18 protein-coding genes are annotated in these 18,871 nt (G+C 34.9%); 2 read left to right on the forward strand and 16 right to left on the reverse strand.

Annotated elements, in window-relative coordinates; translation table 11 throughout:
- Positions 1–3: 3 nt before the first annotated feature.
- From tssG to GWI97_RS18590, 8 genes are all read right to left on the reverse strand, one after another.
- Complete coding sequence (tssG, locus tag GWI97_RS08375; RefSeq protein WP_036935126.1) at positions 4–1,053, reverse strand: type VI secretion system baseplate subunit TssG; 1,050 nt, start codon at positions 1,051–1,053, stop codon at positions 4–6.
- Positions 1,017–2,801 carry a type VI secretion system baseplate subunit TssF gene (gene tssF / locus GWI97_RS08380; RefSeq protein WP_036935123.1) on the reverse strand — a complete coding sequence of 595 codons (1,785 nt, stop codon included), beginning with the start codon at positions 2,799–2,801 and terminating at the stop codon, positions 1,017–1,019. The genes tssG and tssF overlap by 37 nt, the downstream gene beginning before the upstream one ends.
- A gap of 1 nt (position 2,802) precedes the next feature.
- Positions 2,803–3,240: a type VI secretion system baseplate subunit TssE gene (tssE, locus tag GWI97_RS08385; protein ID WP_036935121.1), complete on the reverse strand. Its 438-nt coding sequence runs from the start codon at positions 3,238–3,240 to the stop codon at positions 2,803–2,805.
- A gap of 5 nt (positions 3,241–3,245) precedes the next feature.
- Positions 3,246–4,724, reverse strand: a complete 1,479-nt coding sequence (gene tssC, locus GWI97_RS08390; RefSeq protein ID WP_036935118.1) for a type VI secretion system contractile sheath large subunit — start codon at positions 4,722–4,724, stop codon at positions 3,246–3,248.
- Positions 4,725–4,744: 20 nt separating this feature from the next.
- Entirely contained in the window at positions 4,745–5,242 is a 498-nt protein-coding gene (tssB, locus tag GWI97_RS08395) for a type VI secretion system contractile sheath small subunit (protein WP_036935117.1), read from the reverse strand.
- 744 nt (positions 5,243–5,986) lie between these two features.
- Positions 5,987–6,133 carry a hypothetical protein gene (locus GWI97_RS08400; RefSeq protein ID WP_158482376.1) on the reverse strand — a complete coding sequence of 49 codons (147 nt, stop codon included), beginning with the start codon at positions 6,131–6,133 and terminating at the stop codon, positions 5,987–5,989.
- Positions 6,130–6,471 (reverse strand): RHS domain-containing protein, encoded by a 342-nt coding sequence (locus GWI97_RS08405; RefSeq protein WP_036935114.1) that lies wholly within the window; start codon positions 6,469–6,471, stop codon positions 6,130–6,132. Before GWI97_RS08405 ends, GWI97_RS08400 begins: the two co-directional genes overlap by 4 nt.
- A 691-nt stretch (positions 6,472–7,162) precedes the next feature.
- Complete coding sequence (locus tag GWI97_RS18590; RefSeq protein ID WP_115370967.1) at positions 7,163–7,291, reverse strand: DUF2569 family protein; 129 nt, start codon at positions 7,289–7,291, stop codon at positions 7,163–7,165.
- A 739-nt stretch (positions 7,292–8,030) separates the two neighbouring features.
- On the opposite strand from GWI97_RS18590, the gene GWI97_RS08415 reads away from it, so the two are divergent.
- Entirely contained in the window at positions 8,031–8,324 is a 294-nt protein-coding gene (locus GWI97_RS08415) for a helix-turn-helix domain-containing protein (protein ID WP_036935109.1), read from the forward strand.
- Positions 8,325–8,434: 110 nt separating this feature from the next.
- On the opposite strand, the gene GWI97_RS08420 is transcribed toward GWI97_RS08415, so the two are convergent.
- The 8 genes from GWI97_RS08420 to GWI97_RS08455 form a co-directional block, all read right to left on the reverse strand.
- Positions 8,435–9,172, reverse strand: coding sequence for an ankyrin repeat domain-containing protein (locus GWI97_RS08420; protein ID WP_179951908.1), 738 nt, complete (start codon positions 9,170–9,172; stop codon positions 8,435–8,437).
- Positions 9,173–9,978: 806 nt separating this feature from the next.
- Positions 9,979–10,560, reverse strand: coding sequence for a DJ-1/PfpI family protein (locus GWI97_RS08425; RefSeq protein WP_036935106.1), 582 nt, complete (start codon positions 10,558–10,560; stop codon positions 9,979–9,981).
- A 5-nt stretch (positions 10,561–10,565) separates the two neighbouring features.
- Positions 10,566–11,207, reverse strand: coding sequence for a bifunctional 4-hydroxy-2-oxoglutarate aldolase/2-dehydro-3-deoxy-phosphogluconate aldolase (locus tag GWI97_RS08430; RefSeq protein WP_036935104.1), 642 nt, complete (start codon positions 11,205–11,207; stop codon positions 10,566–10,568).
- Entirely contained in the window at positions 11,188–12,159 is a 972-nt protein-coding gene (locus tag GWI97_RS08435; RefSeq protein ID WP_072024196.1) for a sugar kinase, read from the reverse strand. The genes GWI97_RS08430 and GWI97_RS08435 overlap by 20 nt, the downstream gene beginning before the upstream one ends.
- Positions 12,156–13,010 (reverse strand): tagatose bisphosphate family class II aldolase, encoded by an 855-nt coding sequence (locus GWI97_RS08440; RefSeq protein WP_161751907.1) that lies wholly within the window; start codon positions 13,008–13,010, stop codon positions 12,156–12,158. Before GWI97_RS08440 ends, GWI97_RS08435 begins: the two co-directional genes overlap by 4 nt.
- Positions 13,011–13,124: 114 nt before the next feature.
- Complete coding sequence (locus GWI97_RS08445) at positions 13,125–14,600, reverse strand: DUF2264 domain-containing protein (protein ID WP_036935098.1); 1,476 nt, start codon at positions 14,598–14,600, stop codon at positions 13,125–13,127.
- Between the two features lie 54 nt (positions 14,601–14,654).
- Positions 14,655–16,265, reverse strand: coding sequence for a sulfatase family protein (locus tag GWI97_RS08450; protein WP_087803165.1), 1,611 nt, complete (start codon positions 16,263–16,265; stop codon positions 14,655–14,657).
- 38 nt (positions 16,266–16,303) lie between these two features.
- A complete protein-coding gene (locus tag GWI97_RS08455; RefSeq protein WP_036935092.1) occupies positions 16,304–17,539 on the reverse strand; it encodes an anaerobic sulfatase maturase in 1,236 nt (411 codons plus the stop codon).
- Between the two features lie 535 nt (positions 17,540–18,074).
- Between GWI97_RS08455 and agaR the strand changes: the two genes are divergently transcribed.
- Positions 18,075–18,854, forward strand: a complete 780-nt coding sequence (agaR, locus tag GWI97_RS08460) for a transcriptional repressor AgaR (protein WP_036935089.1) — start codon at positions 18,075–18,077, stop codon at positions 18,852–18,854.
- Positions 18,855–18,871 lie beyond the last annotated feature (17 nt).

Genomic DNA, 18,871 nt, shown 5'->3' on the forward strand with positions numbered 1-18,871 from the left:
ATATTATTCCAAAATAGTCATTGTCACACTGGGATTGACTTCAGGTTTTCCTAGAAAGCTTTGCCAACCTAATTGGTTGTGTTGCGCTCTGCCTAGGCAAATTCCATTCGTTTGTTTGTCCGCAATACGTAGGCGTAAATCCCACGCAAGTTGCTCGTGCATGATGTAAGAAACAAAAGTAATGAGTGACAAAAAATCTTTGCCATTGGGAAGAAACGACATATAGCGTTCAATGGATAATTCACTGATTTCAATCGTGAACTTTCCATTGCAATCATAAATATGAGAGCCAATATTAAAATTCTCACCTAAAACCATTTTAGGTCGAGATTTCTGTCCTGAATGACGAGTAATAATGCCTAAACGATTTTGTTGATCTTCTGGAATAGGCACTTTGCGTATTTCCCATCCGATTAATTCAACTTTTTCTAAATCAAAACAGTGAGAAATTAAGCTACAAATAACATCAGGAGAACGACTTGGACTAGCAAGTAATCCGGCATAAGCAAGCATTTTGCTGTGGTTGATATTCATTATGCCACGATTGGTTTCACTTCCTAATCCCACAAGTGAAAACATATAACGAGAAAATGCATCATGCCCACCATCTTCAAAGCAAATGTAATAGCGGTATTTACGCCATATACGATGAAGTAATGTGACTAAGCGATGATTAAATAAATTAAGATAATCCGTTAATTGATTTGCTTGCTGCGCTTCCTCCCATGCGAAATGATCAAGATAATAACCGGGTAATGGTGATTGGCTACCATGTAATCCTAAAAAAGAGACTTCTAAATCAAACTGACCTTGTTCATCTTGGCGCAAGGAAACAACATCTCGAGTTGGAAATGCCGTATTGGCGCTTGATCTAAACTGAATAAAGCTTTCATTATTGAATGCTGTTTTTTGAGAATATAATTTATTAAGCAACTCAACTAATTGATAGAAACTATATTCAGTAACAGATTTGCCCGCTTTTTTATTTAGCCAGCTTTGTATTTTCTCAATATCTGTTATTTGAGTATTTGCTGGTTTATTTTCGCTGGCCAAAGATAAATATCCTTATTATCTAAATTAATAACTTCCAATTCATGAAACATATTAACGCTGGTATAAAGGGTAAAAAATTGTGCTAATACAGAACAAAATAGATACATGGCGCCTTCTGAAATAAACGCATTTTGGTGTATTGATAATGTTGTTTTTACTCCTCGGACAGGCAAACCTTTATATAAGTATTCGATAGACTCTGTTTTTAAATCAGTGATTGCATCAAGACACTTTTGAGACTGACGTGCAGATTGTTGAAAAAAACTCGCTTTAAAATCATACAACTGTAAAATTTGTTTAAGTGCCGTTAAACTTAATAAAGATTGATAATTAATGGATAAATTAGTCAACTCAGACCAATACAGCGTATTTCCTAATAAAGGATAAAGCGCTTTCGTTGGCTTAATAATATTGCTGGTAGATGAAATGCCAGCAATAGCAGTATGCTCATAAAAATTTATTGAATGAGATGATAATGAAGAGGCTAAAGTACGATTAGTACAGTTCATTGAGACTGAAATACTTTCTTCACAGTCGAGTAAATTTTCTTCATTATTTCGCACAAAAGACAAGGTATGTTGATAACCATAATTAGATTTATGGTGTGCGATTTTTAAGCGATAATAGCCTGTTCTTTCTGGGTTTTCTTGATTATTTTGATGATGAAAACTTTCAAAAGCAGTGTAATGAGTAATATAGGACTTCTGATTAGGAATATAACGCCAACCTTGAATGGTATTTATTGAAAAAATATCATAGCAATCTTGTTTTTTATGGCTTTTATTCAGAACATATTCCGTTTCTTTTCCCGTTAAATTAATCGCCTCACTCTCAGATTTAAATAAATTAACTGCAGGTACGCAATTAATCTTGATGCTCTCTTCAGTGATAAGCATTGCTTCTGGAATATCACATTCAAATTGAATTGATAATGTAAAAGCATCCGATCTTAATGCAGGTGGGAGATTGTCTAATCCCTTTATGGCAAGAGACAAAAATGCTTCAGGAAAACAAAAATACTCTTGTAATAAGCGATATCCGTCATAGCTATTTTTAGGATAAGGCAAAAGGGAGTCTTCAGGATGAAAGCCAATAGGCTCAACAGAAAAATGTTCTAATGTAATTTGATGTTTAACTGTGGCTATTTTTGCTTTTTTTATTTTGCTATTTAATAAATAAAATAACTGAGTCGTTGTATAAGAAAGCCCATTAAGGTAAATACACAGTTTCTCTAAGCCAACTGCGGCTAGCGACTGTAATTGGTTTAGAGAAAAATGAATATCCAACGTATCTTTATTTTGAGTAATACGTGTTATTTGTATGGGTAAAACCCATAAATCGCGACATTGTGTAAATTGGCATTGATGCCAATTATCATCATCATTTTGAGCCAAGTCATTTTGAACATATAGTGGGCGACTACTAAATGGTTGCCCTTTGGTTATTTTAATAGCGTGTTCTTGAGATGGCTCTGTGCGGTATTCCATAACCGTCATACTAGGAAATGGACGAGCGTAAGCAGGCCATAACATATTCACTAAACTGTTTGTTAGTTCAGGAAATTGCCTATCTATTTGTTCTCGTAAATTACCCGATAAATAAGCAATACCATCTAAAAGGCGTGCGGCGTCAGGATCACGCACTTTTTCAGATATTTGATTAATAAGCTGCGGTTTTTCAGTTGCAACATACTGTTCAAGCTTATTGAGATAGCTTAATTCATTATCAAAATAGTGATTTGAAGACATATTAAAATTGCGTCAATTGGTATCTACGGTTACTGTCTAATTGCACGTTAAATTCAATAAGCTGCTTTTTATTTTCTAATAAAATAAAAGCAGTAATACTAAATTGCAGTGACAATGGTTCGGCTTCATTTTCTATAAAATGAACAGTGACATTAGTTATTCTTGGCTCATAAGTGGTAATGCAATCCGCAATAATATTGGATAAATGAATCTTGAAATCGACTCCTGTTAATGTTGCATCATTTAAATCAGGAACGCCTAAAGCGGGAGTACTTTGGCAACCTAACGGTCTACTATTTAAAACCTGATTCAAATTTTGCTTAATTGACATGAGTAACGCCTGGATTTTTGCGCGTTGGGAAGAGCCTACACTCTTCCCTTGTATGCGCTCAAATAAACTGGAAGCGGGGTTATCTTCCAAGTTATACAGAGCTGTCATCGCACTTATTCCTTATCTAAGCGACCAACAAGAGATAATTCAAAGTTTGCACCCATATATTTAAAATGAGGGCGAACTTGAATAGCGACTTGATACCAACCCGGATCGCCATCAACATCCAGAACTTGGATTTGAGCTGAGCGTAGAGGGCGTCTACTACGAACGTCTGCTGGTGGATTTTCCTGATCCGCAATATATTGTTTTAGCCAGATATTAAGTTCTCGCTCAAGATCTTGACGCTCTTTCCATGAGCCAATTTGTTCGCGCTGTAGTACCTTAATATAGTGTGCTAATCGATTGATAATAAACATGTAAGGAAGCTGCGTTCCTAACTTATAGTTAGTTTCTGCTAATTTTCCTTCACGCGTATTAGGGTAGTTTTTCGGTTTTTGTACTGAGTTTGCAGAGAAGAATGCGGCATTATCACTACCTTTACGCATGGTTAAAGTGATAAAACCTTCTTCTGCTAATTCAAATTCGCGTCTGTCAGTAACTAAAACTTCTGTTGGAATTTTAGTTTGTAATTCACCCATTGCTTCAAAATTATGCACAGGTAAATCACCAACAGTACCGCCACTTTGAGGGCCAATAATATTTGGGCACCAGCGATATTTAGCAAAACTATCATTAATACAACTTGCTAATAAGAATGCAGTATTGCCCCATAAATAATGCTCATGATCTTGCTTCACATCTTCAGAGTAATTAAATAACTTAATTGGGTTTTCTGTCGGTGAATAAGGTAAGCGCACTAAGAAACGAGGTGCTGTTAAACCTAAATAACGCGCATCTTCAGATTCTCGCAGTGAACGCCATTTCGTATGAGCAGGGCCTTCAAAAACAGATTTAAGATCTTTAATTGCAGGCAATTCAGCATAGCTATTAATACCTAAGAAATTAGGTGAAACGGATGAAATAAAGGGAGCATGAGCCATTGCACCCACAGCACTAACATATTGCATTAATTTTAAGTCAGGCGTGGTGTTATTAAATGCATAGTTACCAATGACTGTCGCAACAGGTTCACCACCAAATTGTCCATAGCCAGAAGAGTAAACATGTTGATAAAAACCGGATTGAACAATTTCTGGTGAGAACTCAAAATCTTCTAATAGTTCTTCTTTTGTTGCATGTAATATATTGATTTTAATGTTTTCACGGAAATCAGTACGATCAACGAGTAATTTTAATGAACGCCATGATGACTCAATTTCTTGAAATTTTGGCGCATGTAAAATTTGGTCAACTTGGGCACTTAATTGAGAGTCCAACTCAACGAGCATTTTATCAATCAAAAGCTTATTAATAGGCTCTTCTTCTGACGGATTAGCAAAAATATTACTAATAAAAGCAGCAACGCCTTGTTTAGCAATATCATAGGCTTCCGTTTCTGGCGACATTCTTGATTGCGCCATAATTTCGTCAAGTAAAGAACCGCCAGATATTGCCACTTGCTCTTGTTGGGCTTCATTAACTAAAGACATAAGGTCATCCTCTGTAAATATTATTTTTGGCTAGCAATATCAAGTTCTTTCAGTAATTGTTCGCGAGTTGCTTCATTTTCCAGAAGTTCTTGCAGACGTTTTCTAAAAGCAGGGATATTGCCAAGAGGGCCTTTTAATGCGACGAGCGCTTCTCTTAGTTCTAATAGTTTTTTTAGCTCAGGAACTTGGCGTGCAATATTATCAGGAGAAAAATCTTGTAGTGATTTAATCTCTAAATTGACGTTAAGATCAGATTCACTTTTTTCATTTAAGGTATTTGGAACCGCAATATTAAGATTAATACCAGCGCTTTCCATAACGGAATTAAAGTTGTTCTGATGAATAGAAATGGTTTTACGATCTTCAATAGGGGTTTCTTCTGTCTTTCCTTTCATATCGCCCACAATAAGCATATTTAAAGGCAATTCGACTTCAGATTGAATACCACCATCATTAGGGATGTACTTGATATTAATACGTTCTTTGGGGGCAACACTACCAAGAGTATTTTTACTCATTTAAACTAAGCTCCTTATTTAGCTTAAGTTCTTAATTAAATGCTCAGCGTATTGATGAATAATTTAAATTAAGAAATACCTATCCTAGGCAATAATATAATTACCTTATATGAGTTCAATTTTCCTGGCGTAAATAAAATAATAACTAAAAATAAAATAATAAATAACTTTTTCTAATATATGCATTTAGTTTTATATAAAACAGTTCTTGAGTCAATAAGAAATATTTAACGTTTTTTACTTTTCCTTACAATTAATTAGTTTTGTATTTAATTTAAATATAATGATTTATCTTTATAAGTAAGTTTTTTTATCTATTTTACTCATTTTATGCAACTTGATAGGAACAAATTAATTTATATTTAATTTAAATTATAAATATTGAAAATGAAAATTTCGTTATGAATTATTTATTCTGTAATTCTATAAATATAAGATATTTAACGTTAATTTTACTTTAATTCCCATTTGTTATTTATTTTATTTTTTTATATATAATGCTTTTTTTGATGAAAAATAAAACTATGATATAAGTAGAAATAATGTAACCTAGTGTTATTATTATGCTTGAAAGTTAATTTTAATATAAGAAAATAATATTAAGTGAAATTATTTAAGAAAAACAAAAAGGAAATCTTATGTCACTTGAATATGACTGATAAAAAGTGGAGATAAAATATTATTTATCTCTACCTCTAGAGAATATATTATTTCACTTAATGGAAGATAATTTATCCGTTATTATTATCTTTTATTTCGTTTATGGAATGCTTTCCACTCGATATCGTTATTGAAATTTGAACGATAATGGCAGACGATAGAGCCTGAACAATTCAACGGATCGTAAGAGACACCGATATGCATTTTTTGACTTGCAATCGGGAGCTTCATGCCGGTTTCTTCTGGTCGTTATCGGCATAATCATCATGGGATTGCCAAAACGTCATTTTCCCCCAGGTATTTAACCGTCCCGCCCAGCTGACAATCCCTTTTTCGCTAAAAATTTCGCGTGGTGTACCTTGATGGTCAGTGACGACATAATGCAGTTTTCCACGTTGATAACGTGCCTTTGGGGTGATTTCACCGTGTTGATGAACCACTTTTTGCGTTAATCGACCATTAATATCGTAGTGATAGTCTTGATAACCTTTGGCGGTGATACGGCGAGTGACACGGCCTTTTTGTTGCTGTTGTGCCAGTTGTAAATAATCGTTTCTCAACAAAATCATTTTGTTGAAGTCCTTTCGATAAAAATCAGCCAGTGCATACTGCGATCTGATAAGAGTAGCTTAAGTAATTTTGAAGGGAAGTAAAGAAAGGAGAGGAGAGAAAGGGGGTTGTATCCTCGTAGGATAAGTGACTTAGCGTAAAGTAATTGCTCACACGATATTTACTGCTTTCGTTTCTTGTAATAAGCGTATTCACTTATACAATTAACTTTCGTAAATATCCGAAATCTCGCTAAAGCCAGTCCGTTCTGATGTACATGGGTTTTTAATATGTAACAAAGTGTATGTTTTGTTTTAAATTGTAACAGTGTTGATTTATAAGGAAAAATTAAGGTCTATTTTACAAAAATAATCAAAAAAAAGACTTATTTTGTTATTAGTTTAAAAGTAAACACTTAAAATTTGGTTGTGCAAAGAGATAAATATAATCTTAAGTATGGTCATTTCAATTACCTCCTTATTTTCTTCTGAATCACTATCAAATAACCAGCCCATTGTTATATTTCTTATCATTATCTCCTTTTTTATATACCCAACTTATTATCTTAGTAACATTAGTAATTTTGTGGATTACTTGGTAAAAAACCTGTTTTAGATCCAAAACCATTTAGTCTTTATAGATTCTAATTTAGCTAAAATACCAACACCCTCTTAATAGAGGGTTTTTTATATCCAATAACAGCTTTATTTTTTAATTCACAAAAGTGCTTTTAATGTGAACGGAGATTTTAAAATAAGATATCCAAATTACCACATGGAAAATACTTCTAGTAATATCTAGAATACATTGTACATCAATAAAATCATAGTTTCCTTTAATGCAATATTCGCTATTAGAAGGCTAATATCAAGAGTGGGGGCTTCTTACATTTTTGAAAGAAAAAATTGTGGTGATCACGATAAGCACGAATAATACTATATCTAAAGTAAATCCTAAACCAATAAAATAGTGTCCCATTGTTGTGGCACAACTATAAATTGGAACCACTTCAACGAGTGTTTGATAGAAGCTACATATTCCTGAAGCAAGCATAAATAGTAAGAGTAACGCAGGAAGTAAAATCTATCTCCCTATCTTTTTAAAGGTTTTTTCACGTTCGTCACAATACTCAGTATATTGAGGTATTTCTTTTTCACCATATTTAATGCAAGTTTATTTTATCATTTTTATTTCTTATTGTTGCTAAATTATTAATAAATTCTAATGTATTTTTATGTGAAAATAATATGTAAATAATTTTATAAAAAATAAATTAAAATTAAAAATAACCAATAAATATAATCAGTTAAAGTGGAAAATATTTTATTTTTATTTTAGTGCTTAATACTATGGAGTCACTCTAAATGTGAGTTATTTTAAAATAATCTATAGAAATGTAAATTATTTTAAATTTAAAATATCGGAATAACCTTATTAACAGGGTTAATAAAAATAAGTAGTGTTACTAGCATTCTATAATTAATGATTAAGTGTCTTCAGTTTATGATGTAATCGTTTTTAAACTGTAATTCGGTGTTCTATCGATATAATCATCTAATAAAAGAAGGAGAATAATGGGATGATTAACACCAAAGTTGGAAGTAGAATAAAAATGATAAGAAGACAATTGAAGATCACGGAAAATGAGATGTCTGAAAGGTTGGGAATAAGTATATTACATTATTCTCAATTAGAAAATGGACATTTAAAAATAACCGTAGATCAATTGATTACTATTTCTTATATTCTCGGTGTTACACCTCAAAGTATTATTTTAGAGGCTAAAAAAACAGATTTTATAATTTTTGAGGATAAAGAATCGATTGCACAACCCAGTGAGATAGTAATATTTAGAAAGAAAAAAATAATTTGAAAAATAGTATTGCTATATTTTTATTGATTTATTTTTTAATTAAATTTCTATTTTAAAAGATGATAATTAATAGTAGGAATGCCATCTTATATAAGATGGCATTTTGGGAATTAGTCACAGGATGTAGTTCCTGTTCTATGATTTATGGCACCATTTTTAATCAGTAGTATTTGCATGTCTTTAAGATTATTTTGGCAAGCATAGCTTAATGCACTATGATTATAAGAAAATAGAGATGTATCTTGTGTTGTGGTAACAAGATTAACATCTGCGCCTTTAGAAATAAGATATTTTACAGTATCAATGCGATTATTGCTTGCAGCAATCATAACAAAAGTTTCACCATCACTTTCTACTCTTTGATTATTGAGTTCAATATCACTTCTCATTAGGGCGTGAATTTTTTTTACTACATTCACATTATTTCCTAATACTGCTGACTTAAAGACATTATAAACATCACCTTTATCTGTAGCCCATAAATTAGCACCTTGAGAAATAAGATAATCAACCATCTCTTCATCACCAATAAATGCAGCCCAACCTAGTGCAGTTTGGTCTAAGCTACCAGTATCTTTGGCTTCAATATCTTGACCATTAGCAAGCATTTTTTTAACTTCATTTAAATCACCATGTTTAACCGCATCAAACCATAATGCATTTCTACCTGTGCTTGGTGAAGTATAGAAAATACGATGTGGTAAACGTGATTTATTAGCCAATTCAATCATATCAGAATAATTCGATTTAAAAGATTGATATTCTGGTGGATTATTTTCATTGATAATCAATGCTTGTGCGCCAAAAGAAACTAATAATAATGAAATAACAAACGGTTTCATATTCATTTATACACCTTGTAATATAATAATTAATAAAACTTATGACAGTTATTTTATTGAAGATTAATATTTATTAGTGTTGGTAATTGAAACAGAATGTAAGTGAGAGGCTAGGGTAATAAGTATTTTTAATGCAGATAAATCTTATTAATTGATTTGCGACTTTAGTGATTAAATATAAGTGTTTTTACTTGCATTTCATAGAGTATAATGAGAGTTATTCTTTTTTTGTCATCATATGACCATTTAATTGTATTATATCCTCATGTTTTATCACTATAATTTTATTATTCACTTTATTTTATTTTTTTAATTTGAGAGTTACTCTGTAATAATTGGTTACTTTTTAATTTATGTTACTATTACTAAAAATAGTACAATTATAATATTTATGATTTCTTGTATTTAAATTAATAATAGGTGTTTTTTGGGTTTTATAATCTTTTTTATCTATTATGATTTTTTATTTTAATTTTGAATATTTCCATTTAATTAGTTTCGGGTCTTTATTTTATTAAGTGTAATTAATGAGGAAATAAATGAATTTTAATTATTCCTATTGTTTAAATACCATTATCGTAATTTTTTTTATAAAATTGAGAGTGATATTTGAATGGGATTTTTATGTTAAAAAGAAAATAACATAATAATTGATTAAATTAAGCTCTTTATGAGAGTGTTTTTAATATGAGTAAAAAGAAAGTATTAGAAAGAAATTTATGGTTAATCTAACGTTTTTATGAGGGTAATTACTTTATATATAAATAGAAAGAAGATTAACTCCTCTTTCTATAAATTATAATTAAGTTTAATTATTGAAGGTAGCTTAATGGCCAGTGTTTGAAATAAATATGATTAGCTTGCCAATCGACCTTTTGGACATTATCACTGAGTAAATGTTTAGCCACAGTAAAGGCAAATTCAAAGCTAACACCTAACCCTTTTGCACTGATAAATTTTCCATCGACAACGACATCTTGATCAAGATAATTGCCATCATCATATTTATCTGCCAATTTATCACCTGTACTGTAATTACGACCTTCAAGAAGATGATGTGCAGCTAATACTTTTGCTCCAGAAGAGCATAGCGCACAAATATATTTATCTTCAGCAATATGGCGTTTAATAAATTGAATAACTTGCTCGTTAGCGCATAAACGATCGGTACCTTTAGGGCCACCCGGCATCATTATGGCGTCATAACTGTGTGTCAGCTTTTCTGTTAATAGATAATCAGCACTGATTTTAGTTTCAAAATAGGTATTCAATACTAGGGTATCCATACAAGAAAGTACATCAACATGGATATCAAGGCGACGCATGATATCAATAAAAACAACGGCTTCACCTTCTTCAAATCCATCCGCTAATAAAACGGCAACCTGTTTCATTTTGTTTATCCCTTATTTGTTTTTAGTAATGAGTGGATATTTTGAATATGATTAGCAATGGTCTCTTTATCTTGTTTATCAATCGTCTCTGCTGTAGCAACCCAACTTCCTCCACAAGCGACGACTTGTGGAATAGCAAGATAATCACTGACATTACTTAAGCTAATACCGCCGGTTGGCATAAATTGCGCTTGTGTGTAAGGTGCTACAAGCGCTTTTAGCATTTTTACACCGCCAGAGGCTTCTGCTGGAAAGAATTTAAGTAAGGTGAGGCCTCTTTCAAGGGCAACTTCGATTTGGCTTGGGTTATTAATTCCCGGCACAATGTCAATGCCATTATTCAGACAATAATCGACTGTACTTGGGTTATAACCCGGGGATATAACAAAGCTTGCTCCAGCTTCTTTTGCTATATCTGCTTGTTGCGCAGTTAATACAGTTCCTGCGCATAATATAAGTTCAGGAAAGTGTTCATGCATTAGCTTAATCGCTTTAGCGGCTACAGGAGTACGAAAAGTAATTTCGGCAACAGGAAGTTGATTTTGGGTTAAAATTTCACCCAGCCAGATTGCATCTTCGGCGCGATTAATTTGGATCACGGGGATCACTTTCAGTGATGAAAGTGTATCAACAATTGACTGTGTCATGGTTATCCTTAATGAGTGTATAGAATGAATCAGTAACTTGATGAGGAATGATGGCACCATGGTGTTGAATAACCAGTCCTGCCAAAGTATTACCCCATATACAACAGGTGGGTAAGCTGTGATTTTGTAGCCAAGCGGCAATAAAGCCTGCATTAAACGAGTCGCCTGCAGCTGTAGTATCAACAACAGAATCAATGGGGTTGGGCGAAATATATCCCGTATTTTGGCCATCAGACCAAAAAGCACCATTGGCCCCCAGTTTGACAATAACGCTCTGATTACCCCATTGATGTAGGCGTTGTGCAATGTTTTGTTCTGTTAAAGAGGGGTGCTGCCAAAGTATTTGTTCATCATCACCCGTGACTAAGGCGATGTCGCTAAGCTTATACAGTTTTTCAAACCATTCTTGCGCATGAGGTATTGAATCCCATAAGCGAGATCGATAATTAGAATCCACAATTAAGGTGATCCCGCGCTGTTTAAGGTGGGTTAATTGTGTGAGTAGCGATTCTTTTCCTTCCTGCGTTAAAATAGCAAGAGAAATTCCACTGAGATAAATCACACTATTATTCGGTAATGCATTGAGATGTGCGGTAAAGCGACTATCAGTTGCAATATAACGTGCAGCAGCGTCACTACGCCAATAATGGAAGCTACGCTCACCACAAGCATCAATTTCAATGGCATATAGACCTGGGAGTTTTTCAGGAATAGTCATGACAGATTGGCAGTTGATCCCTTCTTCTTCCCATGCTTTTTGCATTAAGGCACTGTAAGTATCAGTGCCTAAACCTGTTATATAGTGCGGATGTAATGTAGGGATAAGCCGCGCTAAATACAGTGCTGTGTTTAATGTATCACCACCAAAACGCTGTTGTTGGGGTAAAAAAGGTTGACCACTAAGCTCTATCATACATTCGCCAATAATGGCGACAGTTCTCTTTATTTTCACAGTTTCCCATCACTTTTACAGACGCGAATTTTATCTGCAACTACGGCTTTCATTGCGGCTTTGCCTGGTACAAGATAATGACGAGGATCACTTGCATCAGGGTTATCTAAAAAATACTGCTTAATTGCGTTAGAGAAAGCAATTTTAAGTTCAGTTGCAACGTTAACTTTGCAAATGCCTAAATCGATACAACGGCGTACATCATTATCAGGGATCCCTGATGCACCATGAAGAACTAACGGAATATCGGTCTTTTGGCGAATAATCGCTAAGCGATTAAAGTCAAGATGTGGTTCATGTTTGTACATACCATGTGCTGTGCCGATTGCTACAGCCAGTGAATCAATGCCCGTTGCTTTAATAAATTGTGCTGCTGAATCAGGATCAGTGAATAGGGCATCTTTAGCATCAACAACGAGATCATCTTCTTGTCCACCCAGACGACCCAATTCAGCTTCTACAGTACAATCCCAATGATGGCAGAAATTAACCACTTCTTTGACGATACGAATGTTTTCTTCAAACTGAAAATGAGAGGCATCAATCATGGCAGAACGCACACCTGAAATGACTTTATTGCAAATATCAGGAATATCTTCATGATGATCTAAATGCAGTGCAACAGGAATTCGGTATTGTTCAGCTGCTTGTTGACAAATAGAGATCAAATAATCGCTACCTGCATAAGCAAACGTGCTTGGTGTACCAGCCAAGATAACAGGTGATGCCATCTCAGCTGCCGTTTCCATCACAACTTGAATGGTTTCCAAATTATGAATATTAAAAGCAGGCACAGCATAATTTTCACGCTGTGCTTTATTGAGCATATTACGAGTAGAAACCAGATACATGTTTGCCTCTCATCTTTCGTTTAATTACGAATTATAATAAACGAAAGAAATAGAAAGGTAAAAGATCTAAATCACATTTTTATACCCTTCGCACTGAAAGCAAATGAAAGTAGGTTAGAAAAAATGTGCCATTTTAGAGCTATAACTGGTGATCCCTTTGCGTAACAAATTATTTTTTGGGCGTCTTGACTGTCCTATCACGGTTTCAGCAACTTTTTGTGCTAAGGTCTGTTTTTCTAAACGGCGAGTTAATGGAGTTTGCTGAGTTGTATAATCTTCGCAAAAAATAACGTTGACCTCTTGTGTTGCTTTTACGCCACTGACGAATGCTTGAATAGAGGGAATGTCGAAACGAAAGTTATCTTTTTCGATGGGTAAAGGGAGCGAGGGAGTTTGCCATAAATTGATACGCTCAGCACAATAAAGCGCAATAATCACGGCACGTAATGACCAAAAACTACTGGCAGGACCACTATAGTTATCAACTAAACGGGGATCGTGAGTAAATAAACCTTGTGTAGGTGCACCATTTTTTAATGCACCTTGAGAAATGAAATAACGTAAGCTACTTTCAAAGGCACGTTTTGCCTCACCAACTTTGACGGAAGGGCACTGTAAATCAACTCCGGCTAATAATGGTGCGGAAACCGCTAGGCGATAGCAGGCACTACGACCAAAGAAAGGAATACCTTTTGGGGTCATAAAATAAAGATAATGTTGATTAAAGGTATTAAGTGATTGAGTAATAAATGTGGTATCAAATTGGGGATCAATTTGTGCTAACCAATATAGCGAATAGTAAAAACCCCATGCATTGTAGTAATCATAATTACCTTTCGCACCATCACGAAACCATCCATCACCAACATAAAACTCTTTTAATCGTTCATAACGCCAATGAGCAATGGTATCTTTTCCTGTAAGTGCTTTAATGACAAATTGAACAGTAAGTGGGAAAAAATGCCAATTATTATCAACAATTTCACAGTGATTAACTTGTTCGAACCAAGTAATAATTTGTTGTTGTATTACGGGTGTTAATGTATCCCACACCCATTCACGGCTTATCCAAAGTGTGAGTGCTAAATCGGCAGCTTCACAAATTCGCTGATCGTAATTTTCAAGTTCTCCCCAATATCCTTTATGAAGTGGATCAGTACCATGAATAAAGCTTTGTTTGATCATTAATGGTAAATTAAAGGTTTGGTGATTTAATCCCATTAAGGTGCTTTTTTTACTGCTGACAGTCCATGCTGCCAATAGAGGAAGAACCCGACTCACACCTTCAAGGGCATCCGTTCTTACGGTCTGTTGACCCGGACTTCCTGGATAATAGGCATGTGAATAACCCCAGACTTGATAATGATGAAAAGCCTGAGTGACGTATTGTGTCAACATTTCACATAAAGAGAAAAGTGACTGAGTTTCGTCATTAAAAAAGTCAGTAATTGTTTTATCATAGCGACGATAAGCCGATTTTCTGACTAATCGTCGTATAATATTTTCCTTAAATAAGCGACGGTAAATTTTTACGTTTGGATGCTCATAAGGGAGTTTTGGACGTGCTGAAGATGCAATTTCAATAGCCATTTTCGTATCTCAGAAAAAAGACGCATCCTTGCGAAACAAAACGGAAGTTGAATATTAAGGTTTTGCAGAATCCACTAGTATTTGATAGTGATCTTGTCCCCAAAGAACGGGTTTCGGTTTATCTTTTATCCACTGATAATAAGCATTCTTTAATTCTGCTACTTTTTGTGGATTTTGATTAGCCAGATCGATTGATTCAGCCGGATCATCTTTATCATTAAAAAGTTGAGGCTGATTTTTCCCATCATCATAAAAATAGAGTGCCCATTCGCCGTCACGTACAGCCCAGGCACCTTTAGAGAGTTTTTCTAAATTAGGATTCGTAGGCGGTGTTTTGCGTTGGTAGGTTATCCATTGGTGATACCCATGCCAAAATTCTTGGTTTTCTTCACTGTAATGTTTAGTGCCTGGGCCTGCCCAATAAAGATAGTTGTGAGGAGATTTTTTTGTTTCGCCTTTAAGTAAAGGCATGATGTTTTTTCCTTCAACGTTTAAATTGTTTGGAATAGAAATACCTGCTGTATGTAGCGCGGTCGGTAAAATATCAAGAGCGGAGATCATCGCATCACTTTTTGTACCCGCAGGAATAGTACCAGGTTGATAGGCTATAAAAGGTACTCTAACGCCACCATTAAACATTTGTCCTTTGAATCCTTTATCCATTGCATTCATTGGCATTGGTGATTCATTAACAGCTCCATTATCTGATAAGAAAAAGATCAGCGTATTTTCTAACTCACCGTTTTCTTTTAATTTTGTAATAATTTGGCCGATACCTTCATCGGCTGCATTTAAGGCAGCAAAGTATTTATCAGCTTCAACATTACCTGTATCAAATTTCTCCATATATTTAGCTGGTGACGCTTGTTCTAACGGAATATGAGGAACACTGTAGGAGAGATTAATAAAGAATGGTTTATCTTTGTGCTCATCAATAAATTTTAGTGTTTCATCTGTTAATAGATGCGTGGTATAGCCCGGCGCTGGAACATTAGTACCATTACGCCAAAATGCTGGCGAATTCCATAAAGCCACGCCCGATGCGTAATAGCTAAAATCATAATCGAAACCACGTTCATGAGGTGCATAACCCGCTTCTGGCGTTGAGATCATATTGTCGTGATAATCGCGAGTTTGCTTACTTTCATTAATTTTCGGTTTGCGGATCACTTTTGCATTATGCCATTTACCAATACTTGCAGTGGCATAGCCATTTTCTTGGAAAAGTGAAGGTAATAGTTTGATATTTTGGGGAATACCTAAAATAGCATCGTCATTGCTGTAAGTGCCAAAGCTTGCAGGGGACCGCCCCGTAAAGATACCTGCTCGAGAAGGACCACAAACAGGGTGGGCAACAAATGCATTGGTCATTTTGGCACCATTTGTTGCCATTTCACTGACATTTGGCATCGAAATGCGTGCGGCTTCAATCATTTTATTGATATCGCCTTCATAACGCGCAGGTGTTGGTCGTTGCGCTAATTCATCAGCATTTAGGGTATCCAGTACGAAATCAAGTTGTCCTGTGCCTAAATCATCCATCACGATGAGTAAAATATTGGGCTTTTCAGGTGTTCCACCAGCATTGGCTGATATTGGGATGCTTAAACATGATGTAGCAATCAGCCCTGCGAGTAAGCTTTTTTTAACAGAAGGTAAGATCACGGATTGTCTCCATAATAAAAAGATAAAATAAAAAAGGGTTACTTTAGATAGTTTTTTTTCATTGCAGGAAGCGCGTCACTAGCAAGACCCCCACGAGAAATAGCTTGTTGCATTAATTGCATACCTATCGCCGTATGATGAAATATTTTTTTATAAGAGCGGCATAGGTAGTTATGGCGATATTTTTCGCCTTCAATAGCAATAATGCGATGTTTAGGGCAACCGCCATAACATAAGCTTTGTACTTCACACTGCTTACAAAGGCTCGTTTGTTTATCATATTTATTTTGGCCAAAGCGCTGTTGCTGTTTTGATGTGGCCAAATGAGCAAGACTATTTTGATGAATATTGCCTAAATTATTGGCGGGGTAGACATAGTGATCACAAGAATAAACATCACCATTGGCTTCAATGATCAATGCTTGGCCACAGGTTTTAGATTGAATACAGGTTGATGCAGGATAGCCCATCCATGTGCCTAGTAAACTGTCAAATAAGCGAATATATATTTTCCCGATGTCGCCTTGTCGTATCCATTCATTAAATACGTCTGTCATAAATTGCCCGTAACCTTCAGCTGGAACTGAAAACGGCGCTAATTGGGCATTGGGTCCAGGCGCATAATGCCCGCCATGAGTATGAGGAAAGCGTCTATCGACTTCGACGATGGGGATAAACTGAAAGAAGGTTGAACCTAACTCTTTTAAGGCTTGGTAGGTTTCTTTTCCTTTATTCCAGTTTTGATCATTAACGACAGTAAGTGTATTGAATTCAACACCATATTCATTGAGTAGCTTAATTGCACGCTTTACTCTTTCAAAAGTAGGGCTTCCATTGACAGAAATACGATATTTATCGTGAACCGCTTCAATACCATCAATTGAAACCCCTAATAAAAAGTGGTTATCTGCAAAGAATTGCGCCCATTGGCGATTAATGGCAATGGCATTGGTTTGTACACTATTTGTGATCGTTTTACCGTTAGCAAATTGCTTTTGGTATTTGACGACTTGTTCAAAGAAGGCTAATCCGGCAAGTGTGGGTTCACCACCTTGCCAAGAAAAATCAACCTGTTCGCCACCGTGTGACTGAATATAGTCTTTAATATAACGACGTAGTACACCATCTGGCATCACGGTGTGACCTGTTTCTTTAGTTTCATCTTGAAAAATATTTTCTTTTTCCAGATAAAAGCAGTATTCACACTTAATATTACAGTGGTAGCTTGTAGGTTTTGCCATTATATGAAAATAAGCAGGTTGATTTAATGCCATTAGTCATTTCCTGAGTCTCTTTTTTATCCTGTTACATTACGTAAAATTTATCAAAACAAAAGAGATTAAAATCACAAATACGAAACATCGAAAGTAAATGAAAGTGTTTTTCGAAAGATAAGTACCGTTATTTTCGAAAAAAATTCTTTCGATTTGATACTATTTCATATTCAATTAACTAAATAAGCTATTTATTTTGATTTACTTTTCGAAAATAAATGAATTCAGTGAAGTTTTAATCTGTATTTTGTGAAATGTAGCGAAATTAAATCTACATTATTGTGTTTTATCTAGCTATATATGGTGTAATCATAAGTATAGTGTTGCCTTATATCATTTTATTTATTGGAAACTGATGGCCTGAAGGCTATCATTGAAATGACACGAAAATAATCGTAAGCATTCGATGATGAATCGAAACTTTGTGAAAGAGATCAAAAGTTTTGTTTTTTTGCATTGTCGGTTAAAATTGGCGTAGTAAACTACATTCGAAACCAATCGAAAGAAAGTCTTTTGGTTTCGTAAGGAGACGAAAGTGAAAGCGGCAGTTGAGAGGCGTATGGAGATCCTCGATATGGTAAACCTGCAAGGTAAAGCCAGAGTCGAAGATCTTGCTGAATTATTTAAAGTCTCAAGTGTCACTATCCGCAGCGATCTAAGTTTTCTTGAGAAAAATGGTTATATCGTTCGCTCTCATGGTGCAGCAATTCCTAATACAGGATTTATTGCCGAATTGAGTATCCACGAAAAACGTGGACAAAATGCGGGCATAAAAACATTAATCGGGAAAGCAGCCGCAACGCTGATAAAGGATGGAGACACCGTCATTCTTGACTCGGGGACAACTACTCGCGAAATCGCGACACATTTAAAGTCGCGCGAAAATGTAGTGGTCATGACTAACGGTCTGGATGTCGCAATGGAGTTAGCAAATACCTCAGGTGTGGAAGTATTAATGACCGGTGGTGTATTGCGAAAAAGTGCGTTGTCTTTTTCAGGCTCACAAGCTGAAAATAGTCTTAGAAATTACCGTTTTGATAAGGTTTTTCTAGGCGTTGATGGATTCGATTTACGTGTTGGTATTACTACACACAATGAACAGGAAGCTAGTCTTAACCGTTTAATGTGTGATATCTCAGAAACGATTATTGCGGTTGCAGATTCTACGAAATTCAGTAAACGCAGCTGTCATATGATCAGAGAATTTGGTGATATCGATATTTTAGTGACCGACTCAGGTATTCCTGAAGAATATATTCAGGAACTGAAAGATCACAAAATCGAAGTAATTATCGTCGACGATAAGGCATCGTAATTTGCTAACTCCATTAG

The organism is Proteus sp. G2300, from assembly GCF_009915965.1.
GTDB lineage: Bacteria > Pseudomonadota > Gammaproteobacteria > Enterobacterales > Enterobacteriaceae > Proteus > Proteus vulgaris.